Source organism: Croceicoccus mobilis, assembly GCF_001661965.1.
Lineage (GTDB): Bacteria > Pseudomonadota > Alphaproteobacteria > Sphingomonadales > Sphingomonadaceae > Croceicoccus > Croceicoccus mobilis.
Genome location: NZ_LYWZ01000020.1, coordinates 63,941 through 84,016, shown reverse-complemented (window position 1 = coordinate 84,016; position 20,076 = coordinate 63,941). Strand labels below are relative to the sequence as shown.

The 20,076-nt window shown below is 59.5% G+C and carries 19 protein-coding genes; 10 read left to right on the top strand and 9 right to left on the bottom strand.

Annotation, left to right across the window (positions count from 1 at the left end; translation table 11 throughout):
• The first annotated feature begins 21 nt into the window (after positions 1-21).
• The 3 genes from atpD to A9D13_RS20785 all read left to right on the top strand — a co-directional run bounded on the left by atpD (position 22) and on the right by A9D13_RS20785 (position 2,305).
• Complete coding sequence (gene atpD, locus A9D13_RS05475; RefSeq protein WP_066771207.1) at positions 22-1,497, top strand: F0F1 ATP synthase subunit beta; 1,476 nt, start codon at positions 22-24, stop codon at positions 1,495-1,497.
• 72 nt (positions 1,498-1,569) lie between these two features.
• Positions 1,570-1,827 (top strand): ATP synthase F1 subunit epsilon, encoded by a 258-nt coding sequence (locus tag A9D13_RS05470; RefSeq protein WP_066771204.1) that lies wholly within the window; start codon positions 1,570-1,572, stop codon positions 1,825-1,827.
• Between the two features lie 328 nt (positions 1,828-2,155).
• Positions 2,156-2,305: a hypothetical protein gene (locus A9D13_RS20785; RefSeq protein ID WP_172808110.1), complete on the top strand. Its 150-nt coding sequence runs from the start codon at positions 2,156-2,158 to the stop codon at positions 2,303-2,305.
• Between the two features lie 30 nt (positions 2,306-2,335).
• Here the strand turns inward: A9D13_RS20785 and A9D13_RS20050 are convergent, their stop codons facing one another.
• Complete coding sequence (locus A9D13_RS20050) at positions 2,336-2,647, bottom strand: HNH endonuclease (RefSeq protein ID WP_229665377.1); 312 nt, start codon at positions 2,645-2,647, stop codon at positions 2,336-2,338.
• Between the two features lie 103 nt (positions 2,648-2,750).
• Here A9D13_RS20050 and A9D13_RS05460 point away from each other — a divergent pair, with 103 nt between their 5' ends.
• The 4 genes from A9D13_RS05460 to A9D13_RS05445 are packed head-to-tail and all read left to right on the top strand — an operon-like array spanning position 2,751 to position 8,386.
• On the top strand, positions 2,751-3,794 hold the full coding sequence (locus A9D13_RS05460; protein WP_082922137.1) for a glycosyltransferase: 1,044 nt from the start codon (positions 2,751-2,753) through the stop codon (positions 3,792-3,794).
• Between the two features lie 11 nt (positions 3,795-3,805).
• Positions 3,806-5,542 carry an ArnT family glycosyltransferase gene (locus A9D13_RS05455; protein ID WP_172808109.1) on the top strand — a complete coding sequence of 579 codons (1,737 nt, stop codon included), beginning with the start codon at positions 3,806-3,808 and terminating at the stop codon, positions 5,540-5,542.
• Positions 5,539-7,287: a glycosyltransferase family 39 protein gene (locus tag A9D13_RS05450; protein ID WP_066771195.1), complete on the top strand. Its 1,749-nt coding sequence runs from the start codon at positions 5,539-5,541 to the stop codon at positions 7,285-7,287. Before A9D13_RS05455 ends, A9D13_RS05450 begins: the two co-directional genes overlap by 4 nt.
• Complete coding sequence (locus tag A9D13_RS05445) at positions 7,226-8,386, top strand: glycosyltransferase family 4 protein (RefSeq protein ID WP_082922136.1); 1,161 nt, start codon at positions 7,226-7,228, stop codon at positions 8,384-8,386. The genes A9D13_RS05450 and A9D13_RS05445 overlap by 62 nt, the downstream gene beginning before the upstream one ends.
• Before the next feature lie 12 nt (positions 8,387-8,398).
• Here the strand turns inward: A9D13_RS05445 and A9D13_RS05440 are convergent, their stop codons facing one another.
• The 5 genes from A9D13_RS05440 to A9D13_RS05420 all read right to left on the bottom strand — a co-directional run bounded on the left by A9D13_RS05440 (position 8,399) and on the right by A9D13_RS05420 (position 15,601).
• The gene (locus A9D13_RS05440) at positions 8,399-9,424 is read right to left on the bottom strand and encodes a glycosyltransferase family 4 protein (protein WP_066771191.1); all 1,026 of its coding nucleotides are present in this window, start codon (positions 9,422-9,424) and stop codon (positions 8,399-8,401) included.
• A gap of 10 nt (positions 9,425-9,434) precedes the next feature.
• Entirely contained in the window at positions 9,435-11,627 is a 2,193-nt protein-coding gene (locus A9D13_RS05435) for a glycosyltransferase family 4 protein (protein ID WP_066771189.1), read from the bottom strand.
• On the bottom strand, positions 11,617-12,477 hold the full coding sequence (locus tag A9D13_RS05430) for a sulfotransferase family protein (RefSeq protein WP_066771182.1): 861 nt from the start codon (positions 12,475-12,477) through the stop codon (positions 11,617-11,619). Before A9D13_RS05430 ends, A9D13_RS05435 begins: the two co-directional genes overlap by 11 nt.
• 35 nt (positions 12,478-12,512) lie before the next feature.
• Positions 12,513-13,619 carry a glycosyltransferase gene (locus tag A9D13_RS05425; protein WP_066771180.1) on the bottom strand — a complete coding sequence of 369 codons (1,107 nt, stop codon included), beginning with the start codon at positions 13,617-13,619 and terminating at the stop codon, positions 12,513-12,515.
• 143 nt (positions 13,620-13,762) lie between these two features.
• A complete protein-coding gene (locus A9D13_RS05420; RefSeq protein WP_156521932.1) occupies positions 13,763-15,601 on the bottom strand; it encodes an ABC transporter ATP-binding protein in 1,839 nt (612 codons plus the stop codon).
• 218 nt (positions 15,602-15,819) lie between these two features.
• On the opposite strand from A9D13_RS05420, the gene A9D13_RS05415 reads away from it, so the two are divergent.
• Positions 15,820-17,325 (top strand): TadA family conjugal transfer-associated ATPase, encoded by a 1,506-nt coding sequence (locus tag A9D13_RS05415; protein ID WP_066771168.1) that lies wholly within the window; start codon positions 15,820-15,822, stop codon positions 17,323-17,325.
• A gap of 61 nt (positions 17,326-17,386) precedes the next feature.
• On the opposite strand, the gene A9D13_RS05410 is transcribed toward A9D13_RS05415, so the two are convergent.
• Positions 17,387-17,605 (bottom strand): hypothetical protein, encoded by a 219-nt coding sequence (locus A9D13_RS05410; protein WP_066771167.1) that lies wholly within the window; start codon positions 17,603-17,605, stop codon positions 17,387-17,389.
• Positions 17,606-17,715: 110 nt separating this feature from the next.
• On the opposite strand from A9D13_RS05410, the gene A9D13_RS05405 reads away from it, so the two are divergent.
• The gene (locus tag A9D13_RS05405; RefSeq protein ID WP_229665375.1) at positions 17,716-18,660 is read left to right on the top strand and encodes a DMT family transporter; all 945 of its coding nucleotides are present in this window, start codon (positions 17,716-17,718) and stop codon (positions 18,658-18,660) included.
• Between the two features lie 114 nt (positions 18,661-18,774).
• Positions 18,775-18,888, top strand: coding sequence for an entericidin A/B family lipoprotein (locus A9D13_RS05400; RefSeq protein WP_373288754.1), 114 nt, complete (start codon positions 18,775-18,777; stop codon positions 18,886-18,888).
• 70 nt (positions 18,889-18,958) lie between these two features.
• On the opposite strand, the gene A9D13_RS05395 is transcribed toward A9D13_RS05400, so the two are convergent.
• Together A9D13_RS05395 and A9D13_RS05390 are read right to left on the bottom strand one after the other, a co-directional pair.
• The gene (locus A9D13_RS05395; protein ID WP_066771163.1) at positions 18,959-19,621 is read right to left on the bottom strand and encodes a DUF938 domain-containing protein; all 663 of its coding nucleotides are present in this window, start codon (positions 19,619-19,621) and stop codon (positions 18,959-18,961) included.
• Positions 19,602-20,075, bottom strand: coding sequence for a methyltransferase family protein (locus A9D13_RS05390; protein ID WP_066771162.1), 474 nt, complete (start codon positions 20,073-20,075; stop codon positions 19,602-19,604). The genes A9D13_RS05395 and A9D13_RS05390 overlap by 20 nt, the downstream gene beginning before the upstream one ends.
• Between the last annotated feature and the right edge of the window lies 1 nt (position 20,076).

The window sequence follows — 20,076 nt, the reverse complement described above, 5'->3', positions numbered from 1 at the left end:
GCTATAGGCAAGGAAACACCCATGGCCAGTGCACCCACGCTCGACTTCTCGGGCACCAGCAATGTCCCCGCCCAGGGCAAGATCAGCCAGATCATCGGCGCCGTCGTCGACGTCGTCTTCGAAGGCGAACTGCCCGCCATCCTCACCGCTCTGGAGACCGAGAACAACGGTCAGAAGCTGGTGCTGGAAGTGGCGCAGCACCTTGGCGAGAACACCGTGCGCACCATCGCGATGGATGCGACCGACGGTCTGACCCGCGGCCAGCCCGTCGCCAACACCGGCGCGCAGATCTCGGTTCCGGTCGGCCCCAAGACGCTGGGCCGCATCATGAACGTCGTCGGCGAATCCATCGATGAGATGGGCCCCGTCGGCAGCGACATGTACGCCCCGATCCACGCCAAGGCTCCCGAGTTCGTCGACCAGTCGACCGAAGCGGCCATCCTGGTCACCGGCATCAAGGTCATCGACCTTCTCGCTCCCTACGCAAAGGGCGGCAAGATCGGCCTGTTCGGCGGCGCAGGCGTGGGCAAGACCGTGCTCATCCAGGAGCTGATCAACAATATTGCAAAGGGCCACGGCGGCGTGTCCGTGTTCGCCGGCGTTGGTGAGCGTACCCGCGAGGGCAACGACCTCTATCACGAATTCCTCGACGCAGGCGTCATCGCCAAGGACGAGAACGGCAACGCGACCTCCGAAGGTTCGAAGGTGGCCCTCGTCTTCGGCCAGATGAACGAGCCCCCGGGCGCGCGTGCCCGCGTCGCCCTGTCGGGCCTGACCATGGCCGAATATTTCCGCGACCAGGAAGGCCAGGACGTCCTGTTCTTCGTCGACAACATCTTCCGCTTCACGCAGGCGGGTTCGGAAGTGTCGGCCCTGCTTGGCCGTATTCCTTCGGCCGTGGGCTATCAGCCGACCCTGTCGACCGACATGGGCGCGCTGCAGGAACGCATCACCTCGACCACCAAGGGTTCGATCACCTCGGTGCAGGCCATTTACGTCCCCGCCGACGACCTTACCGACCCTGCCCCGGCAACGTCCTTCGCTCACCTTGACGCGACGACCACGCTGAACCGCGCGATTTCGGAACTCGGCATCTACCCGGCGGTCGACCCGCTCGATTCCACCTCGCGCGTTCTCGAACCGCGCGTAGTCGGCACCGAGCACTACGAGACCGCTCGTGCCGTTCAGGAGACGCTGCAGAAGTACAAGTCGCTGCAGGACATCATCGCCATTCTCGGCATGGACGAGCTTTCGGAAGAAGATAAGCTCACCGTCCAGCGCGCCCGCAAGATCCAGAAGTTCCTCTCGCAGCCGTTCCACGTTGCAGAGGTCTTCACCGGCATCCCCGGCAAGTTCGTGCAGCTCGAAGACACGGTGAAGTCGTTCAAGGCCGTCGTCGAAGGTGAATACGACCATCTTCCCGAAGCAGCCTTCTACATGGTCGGCGGCATCGACGAGGCGGTCGAAAAGGCCAAGAAGCTGGCCGAAGACGCCTGATCTGATTGATGGGTCGGCGGGGGCCCATGCCCCCGCGCTTCCCTTCACGATAATTTTGAAAGCTGAACGCCCATGTCGCTGCATTTCGAACTCGTCACCCCGGCCAAGCTGGTCCGCTCGGAAGACGTCCACATGGTCGAGGTTCCCGGCACCGAGGGCGCTTTCGGCGTTCTTGAAGGCCACGCGCCCTTCATGTCGACCATCGCCGATGGCGAGATGCGCATCTACAAGACGGCCGGCGCTGCGCCCGAAGTCATCACCGTCTCGGGCGGCTTTGCCGAGGTTGGCGACGCGGGCCTGACCGTGCTGGCCGAGCACGTCGGCGAATAAGCACTGCCGACAGCGCCCGCATCGCGCGAAGCGCCGAAAATCTGACAAAGCCATCGGGCCGCGCTTCGATTTTGCGAAGTGCGGCCCGAAGCGTTGCAGGATCGACACACTCCCCCTTTGCGCCATGGAATTCCGTGGGTTTAGCCCTGCCCGGCCCTCGTTTCGTCCTTGGCCTGCCACGTTTTGACGCTGGCAAACCGTCGCACCCTTGTGGATAAGCCAAAACGCAAGGCGGAAAATGGGGCTCCCCCACCCTAGTTGCCCGGAAACAGATGTTCGCTGATGCGTTTCATTCAGACCATCGACCATGAACAAGGGGGCACCTGCCATGTCGAGATATACCATTCGCCAGTCCGGCACCGATAACTGGAGCAGTCCGCGGCCTTTCGCCGACGCAAGCACGCGCCGCCAGCGTTATGGCCGCATCCAGCCGATGGAAGGCCCGAGCTTCTTCGACCGCCTGCTGCGCCGCGCCTGATGGCCCGGTCGGCGGTGCCTTGCGCCGCCGCTATCGCTGGCTCTTAGCGCCTCCGCGCGTGGGAGCATGGAAGTCGGGGGGCTTCTTCGCGATCCACTTCAGGAATTTTGCAATATCCGCATCACCTCGCAGCAATGCGACATCATCACCGATCCGCGCCAGTTCCGCATTCGTAAAGCGCGCATGCAGCGTGCGGTGGCAGATAGGGTGAACCGGCTGCGTGACCCTGCCACCACGGCTTTTCGGGACCGGGTGATGTTTTTCCACCCGCTGCCCCATCGGCCTTTCGCAGAGCCAGCAAATCATAATCGGTTCGTCGTCCATCCCGGTCGGGATAGGCATTTGTTCGCCTAGCTCGCAAGCGGCTGCCCATGGTTAACGTTTTCTCAAGCGAAATTGCCGATAGCCTCCTGATCGACTAGCATGCGCGGCAGGGGGAATTTTCGTGACGCGGCTCATTATCCAGATACCGTGCCTGAACGAGGCGGACGACCTTCCGGCCGCACTTGCGGCATTGCCGCGCGAAATACCCGGCATTGACGAAATCGAAGTACTGATCATCGACGACGGGTCCGATGACAATACATCCGAAGTCGCCGCCAGGTGGGGTGTGCACCACATCGTCCGTCACCGCCGCAATCGCGGTCTTGCCCATGCCTTTCAGTCGGGCCTTGACGCATGCCTTTCGGCCGGGGCGGACATCATCGTCAACACCGATGCGGACGGACAATATGAGGGCGCTGACATTGCGGACCTCGTTCAACCAATCCTGAGAAACGAAGCCGATATTGTCATTGGCGACCGCGGGGTCGGCAAGAACGCACATTTCGGGCCGATCAAGCGCCGTTTGCAGACACTGGGTAGCGCGGTCGTGCGCAAGCTTTCGGGCACCGATATCACCGATGCCGTATCGGGCTTTCGCGCCATCAGCCGCGAAGCTGCCCAACGCATTACCATCACGACCGAATTCAGCTATACCACCGACATGCTGATCCAGGCCGGACGTAAGCGAATGGCCATCACCAGCGTTCCGGTTCGCACCCATCCCACCCTGCGGCCATCGCGCCTGTTCCGTTCCATTCCCCGTTTTATCATGCAGACAGGCGTCACCATCGCGCGTGCCTATACGACATACAACGCGCTACGGGTCTTCGTGGGGACCGGCCTTTTCTTAGCATTCGCGGGTTTAGCTCCCATCCTGCGTTTCCTCTGGTTCTTCATGAACGGTGATGGTCAGGGCCATATCCAGTCCCTGATCGTCGGCGGAGTGCTGATGATCCTTGGTGCGCTTGTCGCCGTTATGGGCATGCTCGCGGACCTCATCACCACCAATCGCAAGCTGATGGAAACGACCCTGCACAAGGTGCGCAAGCTTGAGGAGCAATTGGCCCGACATGAAAAAGACAGTGTCGCCCTCGACTTGCCTTCGGTAAGTGCCGAACCTGGAACAGTCCCGCTTACACCGGTAGAGCGCAAGGCCGTCCGCTAGAGCAAATGACATTGGCGAATAGCTTCAGGCCTCTGAAACTCAGGCAATTGCGCCAGCTTTGGGGCGTCAACGACGCGAATTGGGGCTGGGCCGGATTGAGCTTGCTCCTACTCGTACAAGGCTGGCTAGTTTTCAACAAACCGCTGCATTGGGACGAGTTTTTCTATTACCTCGAAGTAGACAGGTTTGCGCGCGGCCATTTACACCGGGCTCTCCAGACCTTCCATGTCAGGCTATTCGCTTGGTTGCCGACACTTTTCGAGAACAACGTCGATGCGATAGTCGTCGGTCGTATTTTCATGCTCGTTTGCGAATTTGTAACGCTCCTTGCAATCCATGGAATAGCAAGGCGCTTTGCATCAAGAGGAGCGGCGCTCCTAGCAGTATTGCTCTATATCTCTGCCAGTTATGTCTTTTTAAACGGCTTCAGTTTCAGAACAGACCCAATCGCAACGGCGGCATTGATGTCGGCGCTTTACCTCCTGTCACGCCCTGAATGCCTGAAGATCCGCCTATGGGTGATGGCGGCGATTGCTGGCGGGCTGACAGGTTTTGCCGCGATCATCACGATCAAGTCCGTCCTATATGCGACGGCTTTTGCAGGTATTGCTTACTGGCGTTGGCGAACTGCCGAAAGGCCAGTCCGCGATCTCCAGATAATGTTCGCCTCAGGTTTTTTTGCGATTGCCTGCTTCATTTTACTCTATATTTGGCATGCCCAAGGAGTGCCCCAGCTTCCGGAAGCCAGATCGTCTTCCGAAATCGCTGCCTCGAGTGCCGGCATAAGCCACGCTAACCGCACTTCATTTTCAACGCTTCGCGATGCCGCGTCGCGCATGTTTTTCATAGGCAAGCCTCATAATCTCGCACTCATTATCACTGGATTTCTGACATCGCCGGCATTGATAGCCCTTGTGCCGATGACCGGATGGGCGCTGGCTACACGGAGAACCTTCCAGAATGGCGAAAGACTAGCTCTACTGGGGCTCTGGCTCCCGGTAACGACACTGATTTTCTATGAAAACACCGCTCCATATTTTTTTGTTTTCATGCTGGCGCCTGTCTGCTGCGCTTGCGCCATTTCTCTCGATGACATTTCTCGAAGAGTGCCCCTAGCGTTTGTCACTATCGGACTTGTTGCGCTTTTGATTCCTTCGATCGCCACGCAGAACCCCGCGATCATTCGAAACCAGCACCAACTGGTTGATACAGCACACCGCCTTTTTCCTGAGAGGGTCGCTTATTTTGATCATGCCGGGATGATTGGAGGCTTCGACAAGATGAACAATTTCATGACCCCTTGGGGCATGAAGAAATACCGCGCCGATAAAGTCCCAATCTATCGACGAGCCATGGAAAGCAAAGCCGTTCCGCTGCTTCTTTTGAACTGGTGGCTGTTTTCCTTTCTCGACGATCCGGATGACAGCACTTTCCTCAAGGAGGATGCGGATGCCTTGCGAGAAAACTATATCAAGATTGCGGGCGCAATTTGGGTTGCAGGACGAAATGCCAAGGCCGGCAATCCACCGTTAACAAGCGAATTTCTGGTTCCCGGTCCTTATACAGTCCTCGGTGCCCCCGTTCTGTTCGATGGCATTCAAAGAGCGCCGGGTGAGGTCTTTGAAATCTCGAGAGGCAAACACGTCTTCTCGGCAATCGGAAATAAAGACGCCCGGCTTGTCTGGGGCCGAAATCCCGATCTCCCCGAAGCCGGCAGCCTCCCCCTTCTTATCTGGCCAAGATCATGACCTCGACCACGAATTGGAAGCCCACAGCGACCAAACTCACCCCGTCTCTCGACAAGGAGACCGGCAACCTCTGGGCCTGCAAGATCGCGATGGTATTATTACTGGGCATGCAGTTCAGCCTGATCTTTACCCGTGCTATCAACTGGGACGAATTCCACTTCTACGGGCAGGTGATCCAGTTTTCACTTGGCCAGCTCCATAGCCCCTTGCAGACTATTCATGTCCATGCTTTCGCATGGCTAACATCGATCCCCGGTAATTACATCGATCGCATCATCGTCGCCCGGATCCCGATGTTCGCATGTGAAATCGTCACCATCGCGTGCATCACAATGCTGGCACGGCGCTTCACGCACCTGACGAACGCGCTCATCTGCGCGCTCTGCTACCTCTCAATGGGCTTCGTGCTTCAGCATGGAATGTCATTTCGCGTCGATCCTCTAGTAACCTCGTGCCTCATGGCTGCGCTTGTAATCCTCGCCCGCGCGCGTTGGAGCTGGTGGGTCATCGCAGCCCTTGCCGCACTGATCGGCCTTGCCGGAATGATCACGATCAAGGCGGTCCTATTCACCCCCGCCTTTCTGGGCGTGGGCTGGATGCGCTGGAACGACGATGGCCGCGACCGGACCATGACCGTTCAGATGATCCTCGCCGGGCTGGGTGCGGTGGCCGTGTTCGCACTACTCTACCTTTGGCACAATCATTCGCTCACGACCGGAAGCTTCCACGTGGATGAATCGGCCACGAATAACACCGCGGTGGCCAGATCGGCCGCAGGCAATCCTGCAGACACATCGCATGAAGCGCGCAAGATCATGACTCGCTCCACGCATGACATGTTCTTTCTCGGTGTGCCGCCCTACTTGGCGATGATCGTGAAGGCAGCCAGCCTCGCACCGCTCCTGACCGGATTGATCATCATCGCCCCGTTCGTGATCGCGCGTTCTAGGCTGGCCTCTGCGGCAAGGCTGGCACTCGTCGGACTTTGGCTACCTGTCCTGACCTTGGCCTTTTATCGCAACACCGCTGGGTATTATTATGCCTTCATGCTGGCCCCTGTTTGTGTGGCCTGCGTTCCCGCCATCGCATGGCTCAGCCGACGTTTCGGTTCATGGCTGATCATCCTGGTGCTGCTGGTAACCGCTTTCCCGGTATGGCTGAAAGACGATCGCGAGGTTCTGGGCAACCAGCGCGCAGTCGTGACCGGTGTAGAACGCATGTTTCCCAGCCCAGTCTCCTATTTCGACCATAGCGGCATGATCAGCACGTTTCCCAAGGCTAACGGCTTCATGACCCCATGGGGGCTGGAGCGTTATCGCGCCGAAGGGGTCGAGACCTATCGCAGGGCCATGAATGCAGGGCCGGTCCCCTTGCTGATCGACAACGACTACATGATTCACGCCGTCCTTGAAAACCCAGAGGAAAAGATCCTGCTTTCCCGCGATGCGGCTGCGCTCAGGGACAATTACGTCCGGTTCTGGGGTCCGGTACTGCTTGCAGGCAAGACCATCGCGCCAAAGACAGTGGGCGCGCACGAATTTCTTGTCCCGGGTGAATATCGGGTCGAGGGTGCTGCTCTCACTCTGGACGACAAAACCCTGAAGGTAGGTGAAATCGTTCAAATCAGTCGCGGAGCTCACGAGCTGGCCAATCAAGGCTCGGCTACAGCACGGCTGATTTGGAATGAAATCGCTGACGAGCCGGACGGCATTGCCCCCGATGGCCGGCTATGGATCGGTTATTGATCGTCTGGTCATGACGGATTGCCGGATCCTCTTCATCACGCGCAAATGGGCACCTGCCATGGGTGGCATGGAAACCTATTCGATGCGGCTGAGCGAGGCCCTGGCAAAGGCTTACCCCACTGCTGTGATCGCTCTTCCGGGATGTTCTGACGGCATGCCTCCTTCGCCTTGGCGCCTTCTGGCATTCCCCTTCTCCGCAGCACTGGACGTCGTCGCGGCACGCTATCGACCGCAGGTCCTGCATCTGGCAGATTTGGCAATCTGGCCGCTGGCCGCATTGGCCGTGCTCTGCGGACGGCCCACCATCGCAATATCCGCTCATGGTACCGATGTCGCTTATCATCGGCGCGGCGGGATCAGGGGCAGGCTCTACGGAGCCTATCTGCGGCTTGGTGCATCGCTGCTTCGCAATGCCGCCGTGATCGCCAATTCCCACGCAACAGCGGACGTTTTGCGTGAAACCGGCTGGCATAGCGTGGTCGTCCCCCTTGCAACCGATATCGAGGCGCCCCCGGCCAATGGCACGCATAATCGCAGACTATTGTTTGCGGGCCGCCTCATCGAGCGCAAGGGTTGCGGCTGGTTCATTCGTGAAGTGCTCCCACTCGTCCCCGACGAAATCGAACTCGATATCGCTGGCACAGGTTGGAGCGATCAGGAAATCGCCGCGCTCAACGATAGGCGGGTTCATTTCCTCGGCCCTCTCGACAAGGAGGCACTGACCGCTGCCTATCACACCGCACTCGCGGTGGTCGTGCCGAATATCCCTATGGCGAATGGCGAATATGAAGGATTTGGCCTTGTCGGTGCAGAAGCCGCAGCGGCGGGGGGATTGGTGCTGGCCTCCGACTGCGATGGCCTGCGCGATGCCGTGCAGAACGGCGTGACCGGCACGCTTTTGGCACCCGCCGATCCCATGGCATGGGCAAATGCCATTCGCGCTCTCGATACATTGCCCGAAACCGAGCGATGCGCGCAGCTGGCCCGCTCCCAAGCGCAGGCAAAGGCGATCTACAGCTGGGACCGAGTAGCTGGAGACACTATCAATGCCTATCCACTGATTGCTCGGACAACCGAAAAGGCTAATCGGCAATGCTAAGGCGATCGAGCCTCAGTTCTTTCGGGCAAGAGCAATAGCTTGGCGCAAGGCGGCCTCGGTCTGGTCTACCCATAATTCCTGTCGCGCGTGCTCAAGGATATAGCGTCGCGCTGACCGTGCAACGTGCATTCGCATTTGCGGATTGCGACGGTAGGCATCGATACTCGCGACAAGGCAATCGATGTCCTCTTGGCCGCAGACGATGCCCGTTTCATCGGTCACGATTTCCGATGCGCCATTATTTGCAAATGTCGCAATCGGGACACCGCATGACATCGCCTCCAGCGCTACGAGCGGCAGCCCCTCCATGCGGGAAGGGATAAGTAACAAGTCGCTGTTCCGATAGGCATCGCGGACCCCTTCGCGGTCAAGCGGCCCAAGATAGGTTCCCGGCGGATGCAACAGGGTTGCGCCAGGCGGCCTGCCGACAAAGGTCAAGTCAATCCTCTTCCCCAACCGACGCGCAATTTCGGCAACGACGTCGATCCCCTTCCTCATGCTGGGCTTGCCGACAAAGAGCACGCGCAAGGGACCGTCCCCCTTCGCCACCTCTTCCCTCGGCCCTGCGTGTTCGAACAAGGGAGAGAAGAAGTCCGTGTCGACCCCATTGAGGATGACGATGGGATCTTTCGCGCCAAGGATCATGCACATCTGCCGAGCCACCAGCGCGCTGACCGCCACGTTGACATGCGCTGCCTTGATCGATGCCTTTTCCATCGGCAACACGAAATACCGATGGAAGATCTTTTGCAGCTTGCCCTTGAACCGTACCAGTCGCGGATCATGCACGACAAGGTGGCACACCGATACAAGCGGCAGGGATCGGCGCTGGAATGCAGCCGCATTCCAACTGTTCGCCAATATGACATCGGTCGATTCAGGCGGGGAAATCGGTGTCAGCCAGGGCATGTACTGATAACGATGCGCCACGATGTCGAGCGTGACAGTGTGCCCGCGCCGACGCAACAGCTCGGCAAGAGAGCGCGTATAGACCTCAGAGCCGGTGCCCGTTACGACCAGCGGCATCCAGATATGCATGGGCAAGGGGCTAGCCAAATTTAATCCGTTGGAAGATGGCCTTCAACGTGTGCACATAGCCCGGGACCGTTCTTGGCCGGATCGATCGAAGATAGGCCAGCCGGGCGCGCATGATCAACGCGAGGTTCTGCATGTTTAAACGCAAGCCGAGCACCTCGGGGATGTATCCTTGGCTCACAGCACTGAGCACGTCTCGGTTGAATGCACCGCCTTGCGCCCCTTGCAGCTCATAGCTGGCAAGTGCCTGCACCCCCTTGGCGACACGCAGTCGGCCCGGCATCTCTATGAAGCGATCAATCAGAGTCCTTAAACCGATCATCCTTAGAGTGGGATCAATGCCCCCGCTCCATTGCTCTTCTTCCGAGAGGGAAATGTTGATCGCCACACCCGGCATTCGCGCAAGCGCGCCGCCCCTTGCGCGCGCGCTCCAGATCGCGTGTATCTCCTGAAGATCGAAAAGTTGTGCCGGCAGGCGTTTGGTAAGCGGAATTCGATCCCCCTTCGTCACGCAGCGAAAAAGCATCGCGGATTTCAGAAAGGGCATGAATTCGGGCACGGCGTCCCACGGTAGTCGATCCCATATGTCCCCCCCCTCTCCGACAGGAACCGGATCGGCACCCACCGCTGCCAGCCTGGCATTGCTCTGGAGCATTTCCATCGCACTGGACAGGTAGTCCGCAGGCACTTCATCGCCTGCCATCAAAACGCAAAGGACTTCTGCTGTTTCAAAGTCATGCAGATAGGCCCTTGTGTCCAAGTCCATAAGCTCGCAAAGCCGACCGAACAGCATGAACCGCCCGGTCCGCGATGGAAAGGCAGCGATGACACGTGCAGAAGCAGCCCGCGCGGCCAGTACGGACGGGCAATCGGGCTGCACAGCATCCCTTGACGAGGCAAGAATCAGGACGTCAAGCCCTAGGCAATGATCGACAGGTGCGGGGCCTGCAGGCCTTCCCTCCGCGTAAATGTGTCCCAGCGGTTCAGGTGGCTGCCACGAAATCTCGTACTTTTTGCGAAGCGTTGTGTCTTCAAGCAACGCCTGCATGCCCTCTGCGATCGCTTCGGCATTGAGGTCGACGCTTAGCGCGGCATCAGCCGCCTTGAGATCCTCGAATGCCGGGATCGAAGAAATGATTGTCGGCACGCCTGCCATCATCAATTCCCTTACAGCATAGCAATAGGTCTCGCTGCGGCTGGGAACGACGGCAAATAGCGCGGCCGGGAGCAGATCCTGCAGGGCTTCGCGGTCAAGATTTCCAGTAAAAGTGAACTGCTTGCGGAACCGGGCTGGGATGATCGATGAAAGGTAATCGATCATCGAACCGCCTGTCGGTGCTTGCATCATGTCCGGTCCCGCAACGACGAATTCGATGCCTTCGCCCTTTCCCGACGAAAGCAGGCGGATGGCAGCCTCGACGAATAGATCCGCTCCCTTTTGCGGCGCCAGTCGGCTGAAGAACAGAACCTTTTGCCGTTGACCGTCAGCCTTGGGCCTGCGTTGGGCAAGCCCCCATGCGGCGAAGCTAGGGCGCGAGATGACCGTGGTCTCCTGCGAGAGGGTCCCTCGGTAGAATTCGAGTGCCTCCCGCCTTATCGCCTCGGACGAGAACAGGACTGCATCGGCGAGCGACAGGCATTGCCGTTCCTGCTGGAACATAGCGAAGCGCGACTGGTCCATCACTCCTGTCGGCGTGATCGATTCGATCTCCTCGATGGGCAGGTGATAGCGCACGACGACAGGCGATGATTGCGCCCTACTTGGACCCAATGCATCTAGGATCGAAAAATAGGCCCACCCCTTGTAGTCAGGAAATTCGACGAGGGAGATTGCGAAACTGCTGCGTACGAGGCGGAGCGCCTGCCAGTACCGCCAACTCAGTCGCAGGGGCGTGTCAGCCACGGGAAATGACTGATCCCCGCATCCCCGGACGAGGCATTCCTCGACGCAGACCAGTTCAAGCAGCCTGTCCTGTTCGGCAGGCAAGGCCAGCGCACGCCTGAACTTCGCAAGATCCGCAGCCGACAGATCGGCAAGCACCAGCACCGGCTGGCCGCGCCCCAGCAGTTCGACGATCGAATTGGCCAGGAAAGTGCCGCATCCCCCGTGGGTGATCGGGTAAAGCTCATTCGTGACGAGGCAGACGTAAGACCGCTTCGTCACACTTGCGGAAGGAGCAATCAGCGTGACCTGGTCAGCTGGCATTTTTCTTCGACCAGACTGGGCTCAACGCATTATACAGACCGCCCATCTTGCTGCGGCTCCCGTAATCCTCGAAGCCGAATTCCGTCATATAGTCTGCAACTTCGCTTGTAACCGCGGCGCAGAAGAGCTTGTGCCGGGCGATCTCGTCGGCTCTTTGTAAGAGTTTTGCTTGGCTATCAGTCTTTTCCTTGAACGAGCTGTTCGTCGTTTTCGTGATGGCCGACACGACGCGTTCGTCGTAATCCTCGCCTACGTGTTCGAGGATGCCTCTCATCGCCGCCTCGGGATTGATCAGCAGATCACGGTGCCAGACGAGCTTGACGTTGGGGCCAAGCCGACCATCGCGAGCAGCGATCGCGTTCGCCCCGAACTGCCCCCAATGCCGCGCGGCACGGCGAGCCTCCTTCAGACGGGCAAGCCACGAGAGGTTGCCCGCCCAAGGCGCATTGATCGAACTCCACGCAACCTCCTGAGGATGCCTGACCAGGTACAGGACATGGATATCTCCCTCGGCAAACAGGGGCAGTATCTGATCGATGTAGAGCGCGTCGCGAGGATGCCCGCTGATCCAACGGTTTTTACCCACGGCATAACGATCTTGGCAGAAGCCATCGACCATGCGGGCAAAGCGCTGCTGGAATTCGCTGTCGATTTCGCTCGGAAAATGCGGACGATGGGGGCTAGCATCACGGCCACGAAAGAATTCCTGAAAGAACCAGAGTTCCTTCTGCGTACCCTTCGGTCGTTTGTCCTGGCTGGACTGCTGGATGAGGTTTGGATGCGAACTGAGCGCATCGTATAGCGCCGACGTTCCCGAACGCTGACATCCGACTATGAAAATTCCCGCCACTGGCCTGCGATCTCCAATTCAGATTTCGAACACGATCAAGTGTTCAGGAATTCCTCGAAACCGTCCGAGGCCATCCGGTCATATTCGATTGCGAACCGATGCAACTGGGCGAGAAGTTCGGGATAGTTCTCCCGGATCGCGAGGATCCCGTCGACAATGGCGCAGACGTCGTCCTCGCGGTTTACCAGCAGCATTGAACGCAGAGTTTCGTTGCTATCGTAGATGCCGTGGTTATTACCCGAAAGGCATGGCGTTCCGAAGGCAATTCCTTCAAGCACCACCATAGGCGCGCACTCGGATAGGGTCACGTTAAAGGCCAGCGTGGAACGCGCCATCAGCTCGAAGATCTCGGCCCGCGACAGTCCCTTGCAATAATGCAGGCGTTGCCTTTGTCGTTCGTCAAGATAGAGGTACTCTAGTTCATCTTCAATTACATGAATTTCCGCAAAGCATTCCGACATCAGCGCCGCGATGATCTGGGTATGGCAATTCTTGCGGATATTGGGGCCGGACGGAATTAGCGCGATCGCGTTCTCGTCCCATTCCTTGACGGCGTGTTCCTGGAGCGGAACCCGGTTTAGCACGAGGTCGGCTGGCGTTCCGAAATAGCGGAAGACCTTCTCCATCCCGTTCTTCACGAAACCGATCCTGTCGAGCACACCTTCACGCGCGAGATCGGTAACACGCTTCAGGTCATCCGCCCCCTCAAAGGTTTCGGTGACCTGCGCGAACGAGCCGTGCCAGATACCAAAGAGCCTGATGGATGGCCGCTGCGATTTCAGCCTGCGGGCCAGCCAGTCGTAGCCAATCCAGAACCCGTTGAAAGCGACATGTGTGTAACCTGCCTCGAGGATCAGATCCGCAGCCTTGGCGACCCCCCTGGCGGTCATGTCGGGCAGATAGAGCATGTCCCCGCCCTGCCCTTCCGAAGCGGAGCGAACGCCCTGCCAATTGGGGTGACAGACCGATACGAGGTTGGCCCCGGTGATCCTGCGGTCAAACTGAGTGCCAGAGGCATAAAGTTTGGCAAGTGAACGAATGCTGCGGCTGGTTTCCAGTCCCGCCCGGGCCCAAGGCGCAATAAGAGGCTGTGTCTTCAGCGCCTTCTTCCAGGTTTCGGCTATCAGGAAGTTCCGTTGCATCTCAATCAACCGTCAAAATTGCGGGGCCTAGCCCGAGAGAAGGGCCGTTGATGGTGCAAAACGAAGGCGCCACCCCAACGTGATCGCCTTGCTTATGCCTTGCCCCGATCGGCCTGAACAGTTGGTGGCCCAAAGCCTTCACATCATTTTACGCCCGCAAGCGTGCGAAAACCTTCCTCCTGTGCCATCAGCTCGCCATAAGTTCCACTTGCAGCGACCTGACCTTCATCGATCATAAAGATCATGTCGGCGTCCTCGATCGTGCTAAGCCGGTGGGCGATGGCAATAACAGTCCTGTCACCGCGAAGGTTCGCCATGGCCCGTGTGATTTCACGCTCTGTCGAAACATCGAGGGCTGCGGTGGCCTCGTCGAAGACCAGCACCGAAGGCTTGCGATAAAGGGCCCTGGCAATAGCGATCCGCTGACGCTGCCCGCCGGACAAGGTAAAGCCGTCCTCGCCGATCTTCATGTCAAGGCCGTCGGGATGGCGCCTAGCGATATCCGCGATCGCAGCCAGGTCCAGCGCCTGCCAGACCTCATCGTCATGGATTTTGTCGGCCGCGAGGCCGAGAGTAACGTTTTCCCGCAGGCTACGCGGCGGGATAAAGGGCATCTGGTCGACGTAACCGATCTGCGAATGCCATTTGCGGTCATGCGAATTAACATCCCAGCCATCGCAGCGGACTTGGCCCGATTCGGGGCGCAGCATTCCCATGACAAGAAGTGCCAGCGTCGACTTTCCGCCGCCCGACGGTCCGCAAAAGGCGACAAAGGATCCATTCGGAATCGTGAGGGAAATGCGTTCGATCGCCGGCTTCGGCGTGCCTGGATAGCGGAAAGTCACGTCTGAAAGGGTGATCTTCTCGTGGAAGTCGAACGATCCATCCCTCTCCAACGGAGCGCGGTCATCGTATCCCGCCGTTGGGCTGCGCCTGCTCGGGTCAAGCAACGAGGGAGCGACTTCCTCTATAGCATGCATCAGATGTTCGCGCGCATCCACGCTCTGTCTCATCTTCTGCGCTTCTTGCGTCAGCCGAGACATGGCAGCCGTGATCCTAAGGCCTGCAAAGCCAAGCACGGCAAGCGTGGGCAAGCTGCTGGCAAGTCCGGTCCCCCGCATGGAAAACCAGACTGCGGCAGCCCCGATTCCACCTGCAAGCACCAGTTCGTTCATGGCGCGCGGTATCATTTCAAGCCCCCTGACGCGCCGATCGGCAAGTCCGAAATCCGCCGCCACACCGCCAAATCGGTCGCTCATCATGCGCTGGTTCCCCGAAAGCCGCACGTCGATGATCCCACGCAAAGCCTCGTTCATGACCGACATCAGGTTCATCTGGGCGACCCGCATCCGCTTGCCCAGGGCAAGAGAAAGTCGTTGGGTCGAGCGTAGGAACAAAGCCGCAGCAAAACCCAAAAGAACACCGCCGCCTATAACGATGAGCGGATCGACCATCAGCATGAGAGTTAGAAGCATTGCGATGATCACGTTCAGTTCCGCGCAGGCCTGCAGCAACGGCAAAAAAGCTCCCCGAAAGACCACCAGCACTGAATTGAGGATCTGTATCGGCTCATGCGTACCGCGCGATCGCAAAGCATCGATCGGCATGGACTGGTAGCCGTCGAATAGCTCGCGCGCGACGCGCTCGTACCGCTTCATCGCGAAGCGGAGCATCGCAAAGGATGAGATCAGGCCGAGAAAATTCTTCAAGCAGAAAATGGCGATCAGCAGCACACCGGCGACCAGTGCGAACGCGGCGCCTTCAAACGAACCGGCGGAGCGGAAATAGATTTCGCTGAACAGCGACAGCCTGCCATCGCCTGCATCGCCGCTCAGCGCGTTGAGATAGCCGAACAGGAAAAACATCGAGACAATTTCAAACGCACTGGAAATCGACAACATCGCCACCAGCAGGACTGCAATGGCCCTGCCGCGGCGGTCCAGCAAACGCCACAGGTCACGAAACGTACTCAGATAAAGCAATTCCCACCCTCCAAGCCTTGTCCGTAGGCTGACGACTTGCAGGAGGCAACATGCCTAGGTTTCCATACCCCGCTGCAATTGCGACACCTAGCGGCCATCCCTTAAAACAAAATCAAGGTTTCGACTTTATTCACCAAACCCTGTCAGCGATTGGTGAACGGGTTAATGCCCAGTTTCGCCAGTCGCAGATCACATGCTCGCGGACAGGGAATGGCTTGATGAACGCTTTCGGTCGGAAAAACGGAATGGGCGGAATGGGTGCCCAATCGCGCCCCGCATTCGGGGTCGCCAGGCCGATGAAAGGTGGCGCGGAACCACTGAGTACGCAGCCGCCGCCACCGCCCAGCATGGACGAGCAGTTCCCCCCTCTTCCCGAACACAAGCCCGATGCCGCCGACGAGGCGATGGCCCGGCTTGCCGAGCGCACCAATGCGATCCACGAGGACAAGCCGCTCGAGGGTTTCGAGGCCAGCGTCCACAAGATCAAGGAACAGGTGCTGCCGCGCCTGCTTGAGCGCGTCGACCCAGAGGCTGCGGCCACGCTGACCAAGGACGAGCTTTCCGAAGAGTTCCGCCCCATCATCACGGAGGTGCTGCAGGAGCTCAAGATCACCCTTAACCGCCGCGAGCAGTTCGCGCTGGAAAAGGTGCTGGTCGATGAACTTCTCGGCTTCGGCCCGCTGGAAGAGCTGCTCAATGATCCGGACGTGTCCGATATCATGGTCAATGGCCCGATGCAGACCTACATCGAGAAAAAGGGCAAGCTGCAGCTCGCCAAGATCCAGTTCCGCGACGAACAGCACCTGTTCCAGATCGCGCAGCGCATCGTGAACCAGGTCGGTCGCCGCGTCGACCAGACCACGCCGCTTGCCGACGCCCGTCTCAAGGACGGTTCACGTGTGAACGTCATCGTCCCGCCGCTCAGCCTTAAAGGCACGGCGATCTCGATTCGTAAGTTTTCCGAAAAGCCGATCACGATCGACAATCTGGCCGGCTGGGGTTCCATGTCCGAACAGATGGCGACCGCGCTGAAAATCGCGGGTGCGAGCCGGATGAACATCGTCATCTCCGGCGGTACGGGTTCGGGCAAGACGACCATGCTCAACGCCCTGTCCAAAATGATCGACCCGGGCGAACGCGTGCTGACGATCGAGGACGCGGCCGAGCTTCGCCTGCAGCAGCCCCACTGGCTGCCACTGGAAACGCGTCCGCCGAACCTTGAAGGCGAAGGCGCCATCACCATCGGCGACCTTGTGAAGAACGCCCTGCGTATGCGTCCTGACCGTATCATCCTGGGCGAAATTCGTGGCGCGGAATGTTTCGACCTTCTGGCCGCCATGAACACCGGCCACGACGGTTCGATGTGTACGCTCCACTCCAACAGCCCGCGCGAATGCCTTGGCCGTATGGAGAACATGATCCTGATGGGCGACATCAAGATCCCCAAGGCCGCCATTTCGAAGCAGATCGCCGATTCGGTCGACCTTATCGTGCAGGTGAAGCGCCTTCGCGACGGTTCGCGCCGCACGACGCAGATCACCGAAGTGATCGGCATGGAAGGCGACGTCATCGTCACGCAGGATCTGTTCAAGTTCGAATATCTGGACGAGGGCGAGGACGGCAAGATCATCGGCGAGCACCGCTCCTCGGGCCTGCGCCCTTACACCTTGGAAAAGGCGCGGCAATACGGTTTCGATCAGGCCTTCCTGCAGGCCTGCCTGTAAGAAATCCCTGTCGGCAACAGCTTTGAGGGGCCGCCCGTGCGCGGCCCCTTTTGCTTTGCGGTCAAGGCTTGAGCCAGGTCATGACCGCCAGCGCGCCGGCGACCACCGCCACCAGCAGGGCGGCCATGAACACGCTGGTCCATGGCATGCAGCCCACTGCGTCGGGGCTCTTGCGCCTTGCGCGCCGCCAGTCCCCTGCCAACGCCACTACCACGACGCACAGGGCGGCAAGCGCCAGAAGCGTCCAGTGCCCTGCATCGGAAACGAGAAACCAGTTCAAGCCTGCCAGACCCTTCGCGTGATATTCGCCAGTCGAAGGCGAACCAGATAATGCTGCACTGCAAAAATATCTTGCTTGATAAGCAGGCACAGCCGCGCACATAGGGACTGATGCCCCAAGCCCCAACCCCGGAAGACGCCGAACCGGCACAGGCCAGCAGCGGACCGCAGCAGCGCCCGATGCTGGCGCTCGCGCTCAGGCTGGGCGCGGCGATGTCGCTTGCCACCATGTTCGCGCTGGTGAAGCTGGGCTACAACCGCGACATTCCGCTTTCGCATCTGATGCTCGTGCGGCAGGCAGCCTCGATCCCGATCTTGCTGGCATGGCTTGCCATGACCACGGGGCTTGGCGTGATGCGGACAAATCGCTGGGGCGCGCATGTCATGCGCTCAACCTATGGCATCATCGGCATGGTGCTGAATTTCCTCGCCCCGATATTGCTGCCGCTGGCCGTGTCGACGACCCTTAGCTTTACCGCGCCCGTGTTTGCCGTGATCCTCTCGGCACTGTTCCTGCATGAAAAAGTGGGCCGCTGGCGCTGGATGGCGGTGCTGCTGGGCTTTGGCGGGGTGGTGATCGTGGCAGATACCGGCGGGCAGTCGATCCCAATTTTGGGCGCTGCCATCGCGATTGGCGCTGCCTTCATGGTCGCGGTCGTCTCGATCCAGATCCGCGACCTTGCGCGCACGGAAAACAGCATCGTGATCGTGCTGTATTTCTCGCTGTTCACCGTGCCGGGGCTGTTCATCTGGTCGTGCTTCTATGGCTGGAGTAGCGATCCCATGGATTATGTCGTTCTGCTCGCCATCGGTGTGGCCGGTACGCTGGCGCAGGTCTTGCTGACCGCAGCGCTGCGCTTTGGCCAGGTCGCGACAGTGATCGTGATGGATTACGCCTCGCTCATCGCGGCGACGGCCTATGGCGTATGGCTGTTCGGCAATGTGCCGCCCGCCAGCCTGTGGCTGGGCGCTCCGCTGATCATCGTGGCAGGCGTCATCATCGTGGTACGCGAACAGGTCCTGCACCGCCGCCGCATCCGCAATATGGAACCGTAAACCGGCTCGCCATGTCACCTGCCTGAAACTTCGCTCCGGAACCGGTTTGGCCGACCGGCGTTATTTGCCCCAAGAGCAACTTTCAGGAGCCTATCAATGATCCGTCGTATTCTCATGGCCACCGCGCTTGGTTCGCTGGCCCTTTCCGCTGCCGCCTGCAACACCGTCAAGGGTGCCGGCGAAGACATCGAGTCCGTCGGTCAGGCCGGAGATGACGCGATCAATTGAGATCGCTCATACCGAATTACGAAACGCCCGCCCTTACCCGGCGGGCGTTTTGCGTTGTGGGCCGCGTGCCCTACCCCCGCCGATACGCCAGCAGCATATTGTTGGCCGGAAGCAGGATACGCTCCACCCGGTCCAGTCCATGCGACCGTGCCAGAGTATCGATATCCGCCAGATCGCGAATGCCCCACGCAGGGTTCCGCTGCCTGAGCGAGCGGTCGAATTCCGCATTCGATGGTGCGATAGCGATGTCATTGGCCAGAAACGGCCCATAAATCGCCAGCATCCCGCCAGCAGGCAACAGCCGCGCGGCACCGGCGAACAGCCCCTCGGTCGCCGCCCATGGGCTGATATGCACCATGTTCACGCACAGGATCGCATCGGCCCTGTCTACCGGCCATTCTTCCGCAGCGGCATCCAGTGCGACCGGGTTGGCAAGATTTGCCAGATCCGCACCCTCGCTCGCTTTCCATGCCGCAATCGACTTTAGCGCATCGGCATCGGGATCACTCGGCTGCCAGCGCAGGGCGGGAAAGCGGCGGGCCAGAAACAGGGCATGCTCACCCGATCCGCTGGCGATTTCCAGAACGGTGCCGGTTTCGGGCATGAGCTTCGCAAGACATTCGGCAATCGGCTCGCGATTGCGCTGGGTAGCCGGCGCGTGGCGTTTCAACCCCTCCCAGCGGTCGGCGGGATCATGGCCTGCATCGCCGCCATCACAACCAGCGTCTGACATTTCGCAGATATTCCTCGTAACTCGAACCGAAGCGGCAGATGAGATGCCGCTCTTCGCGCGCGATGACGAGCCGGTCAACCAGCCCCGCCGCGACCGGCATGGTCAGCAGCATGCCAAGGCTGTCGGCGCCCAGCGCAAATCCCAGATGCGCCAGCGCCATGCCCAGATACATCGGGTTGCGAGTTAGGCGATAGATGCCGGTGGCGACGAATGCCGCATCGGGTGCCCACGGTTCAGGATTGGTACCTGCTCGCAGGAACAGAAAAATCGCCCAGCCGATCAGCACCACGCCGAGCGCCGCAATGCCCCAGCCCACGGCCTGAACAAAGCCGGGCATGGCGGGGTTGAGACCAAACCAGCCATCCACCGCCCGCCCGATCAGCATCATTCCGGCAAAAATCAGCGGCGGGGGAAAGCGGACGCCCGAAGTCGTGGTGTCGCCTTCCCCCGCCATG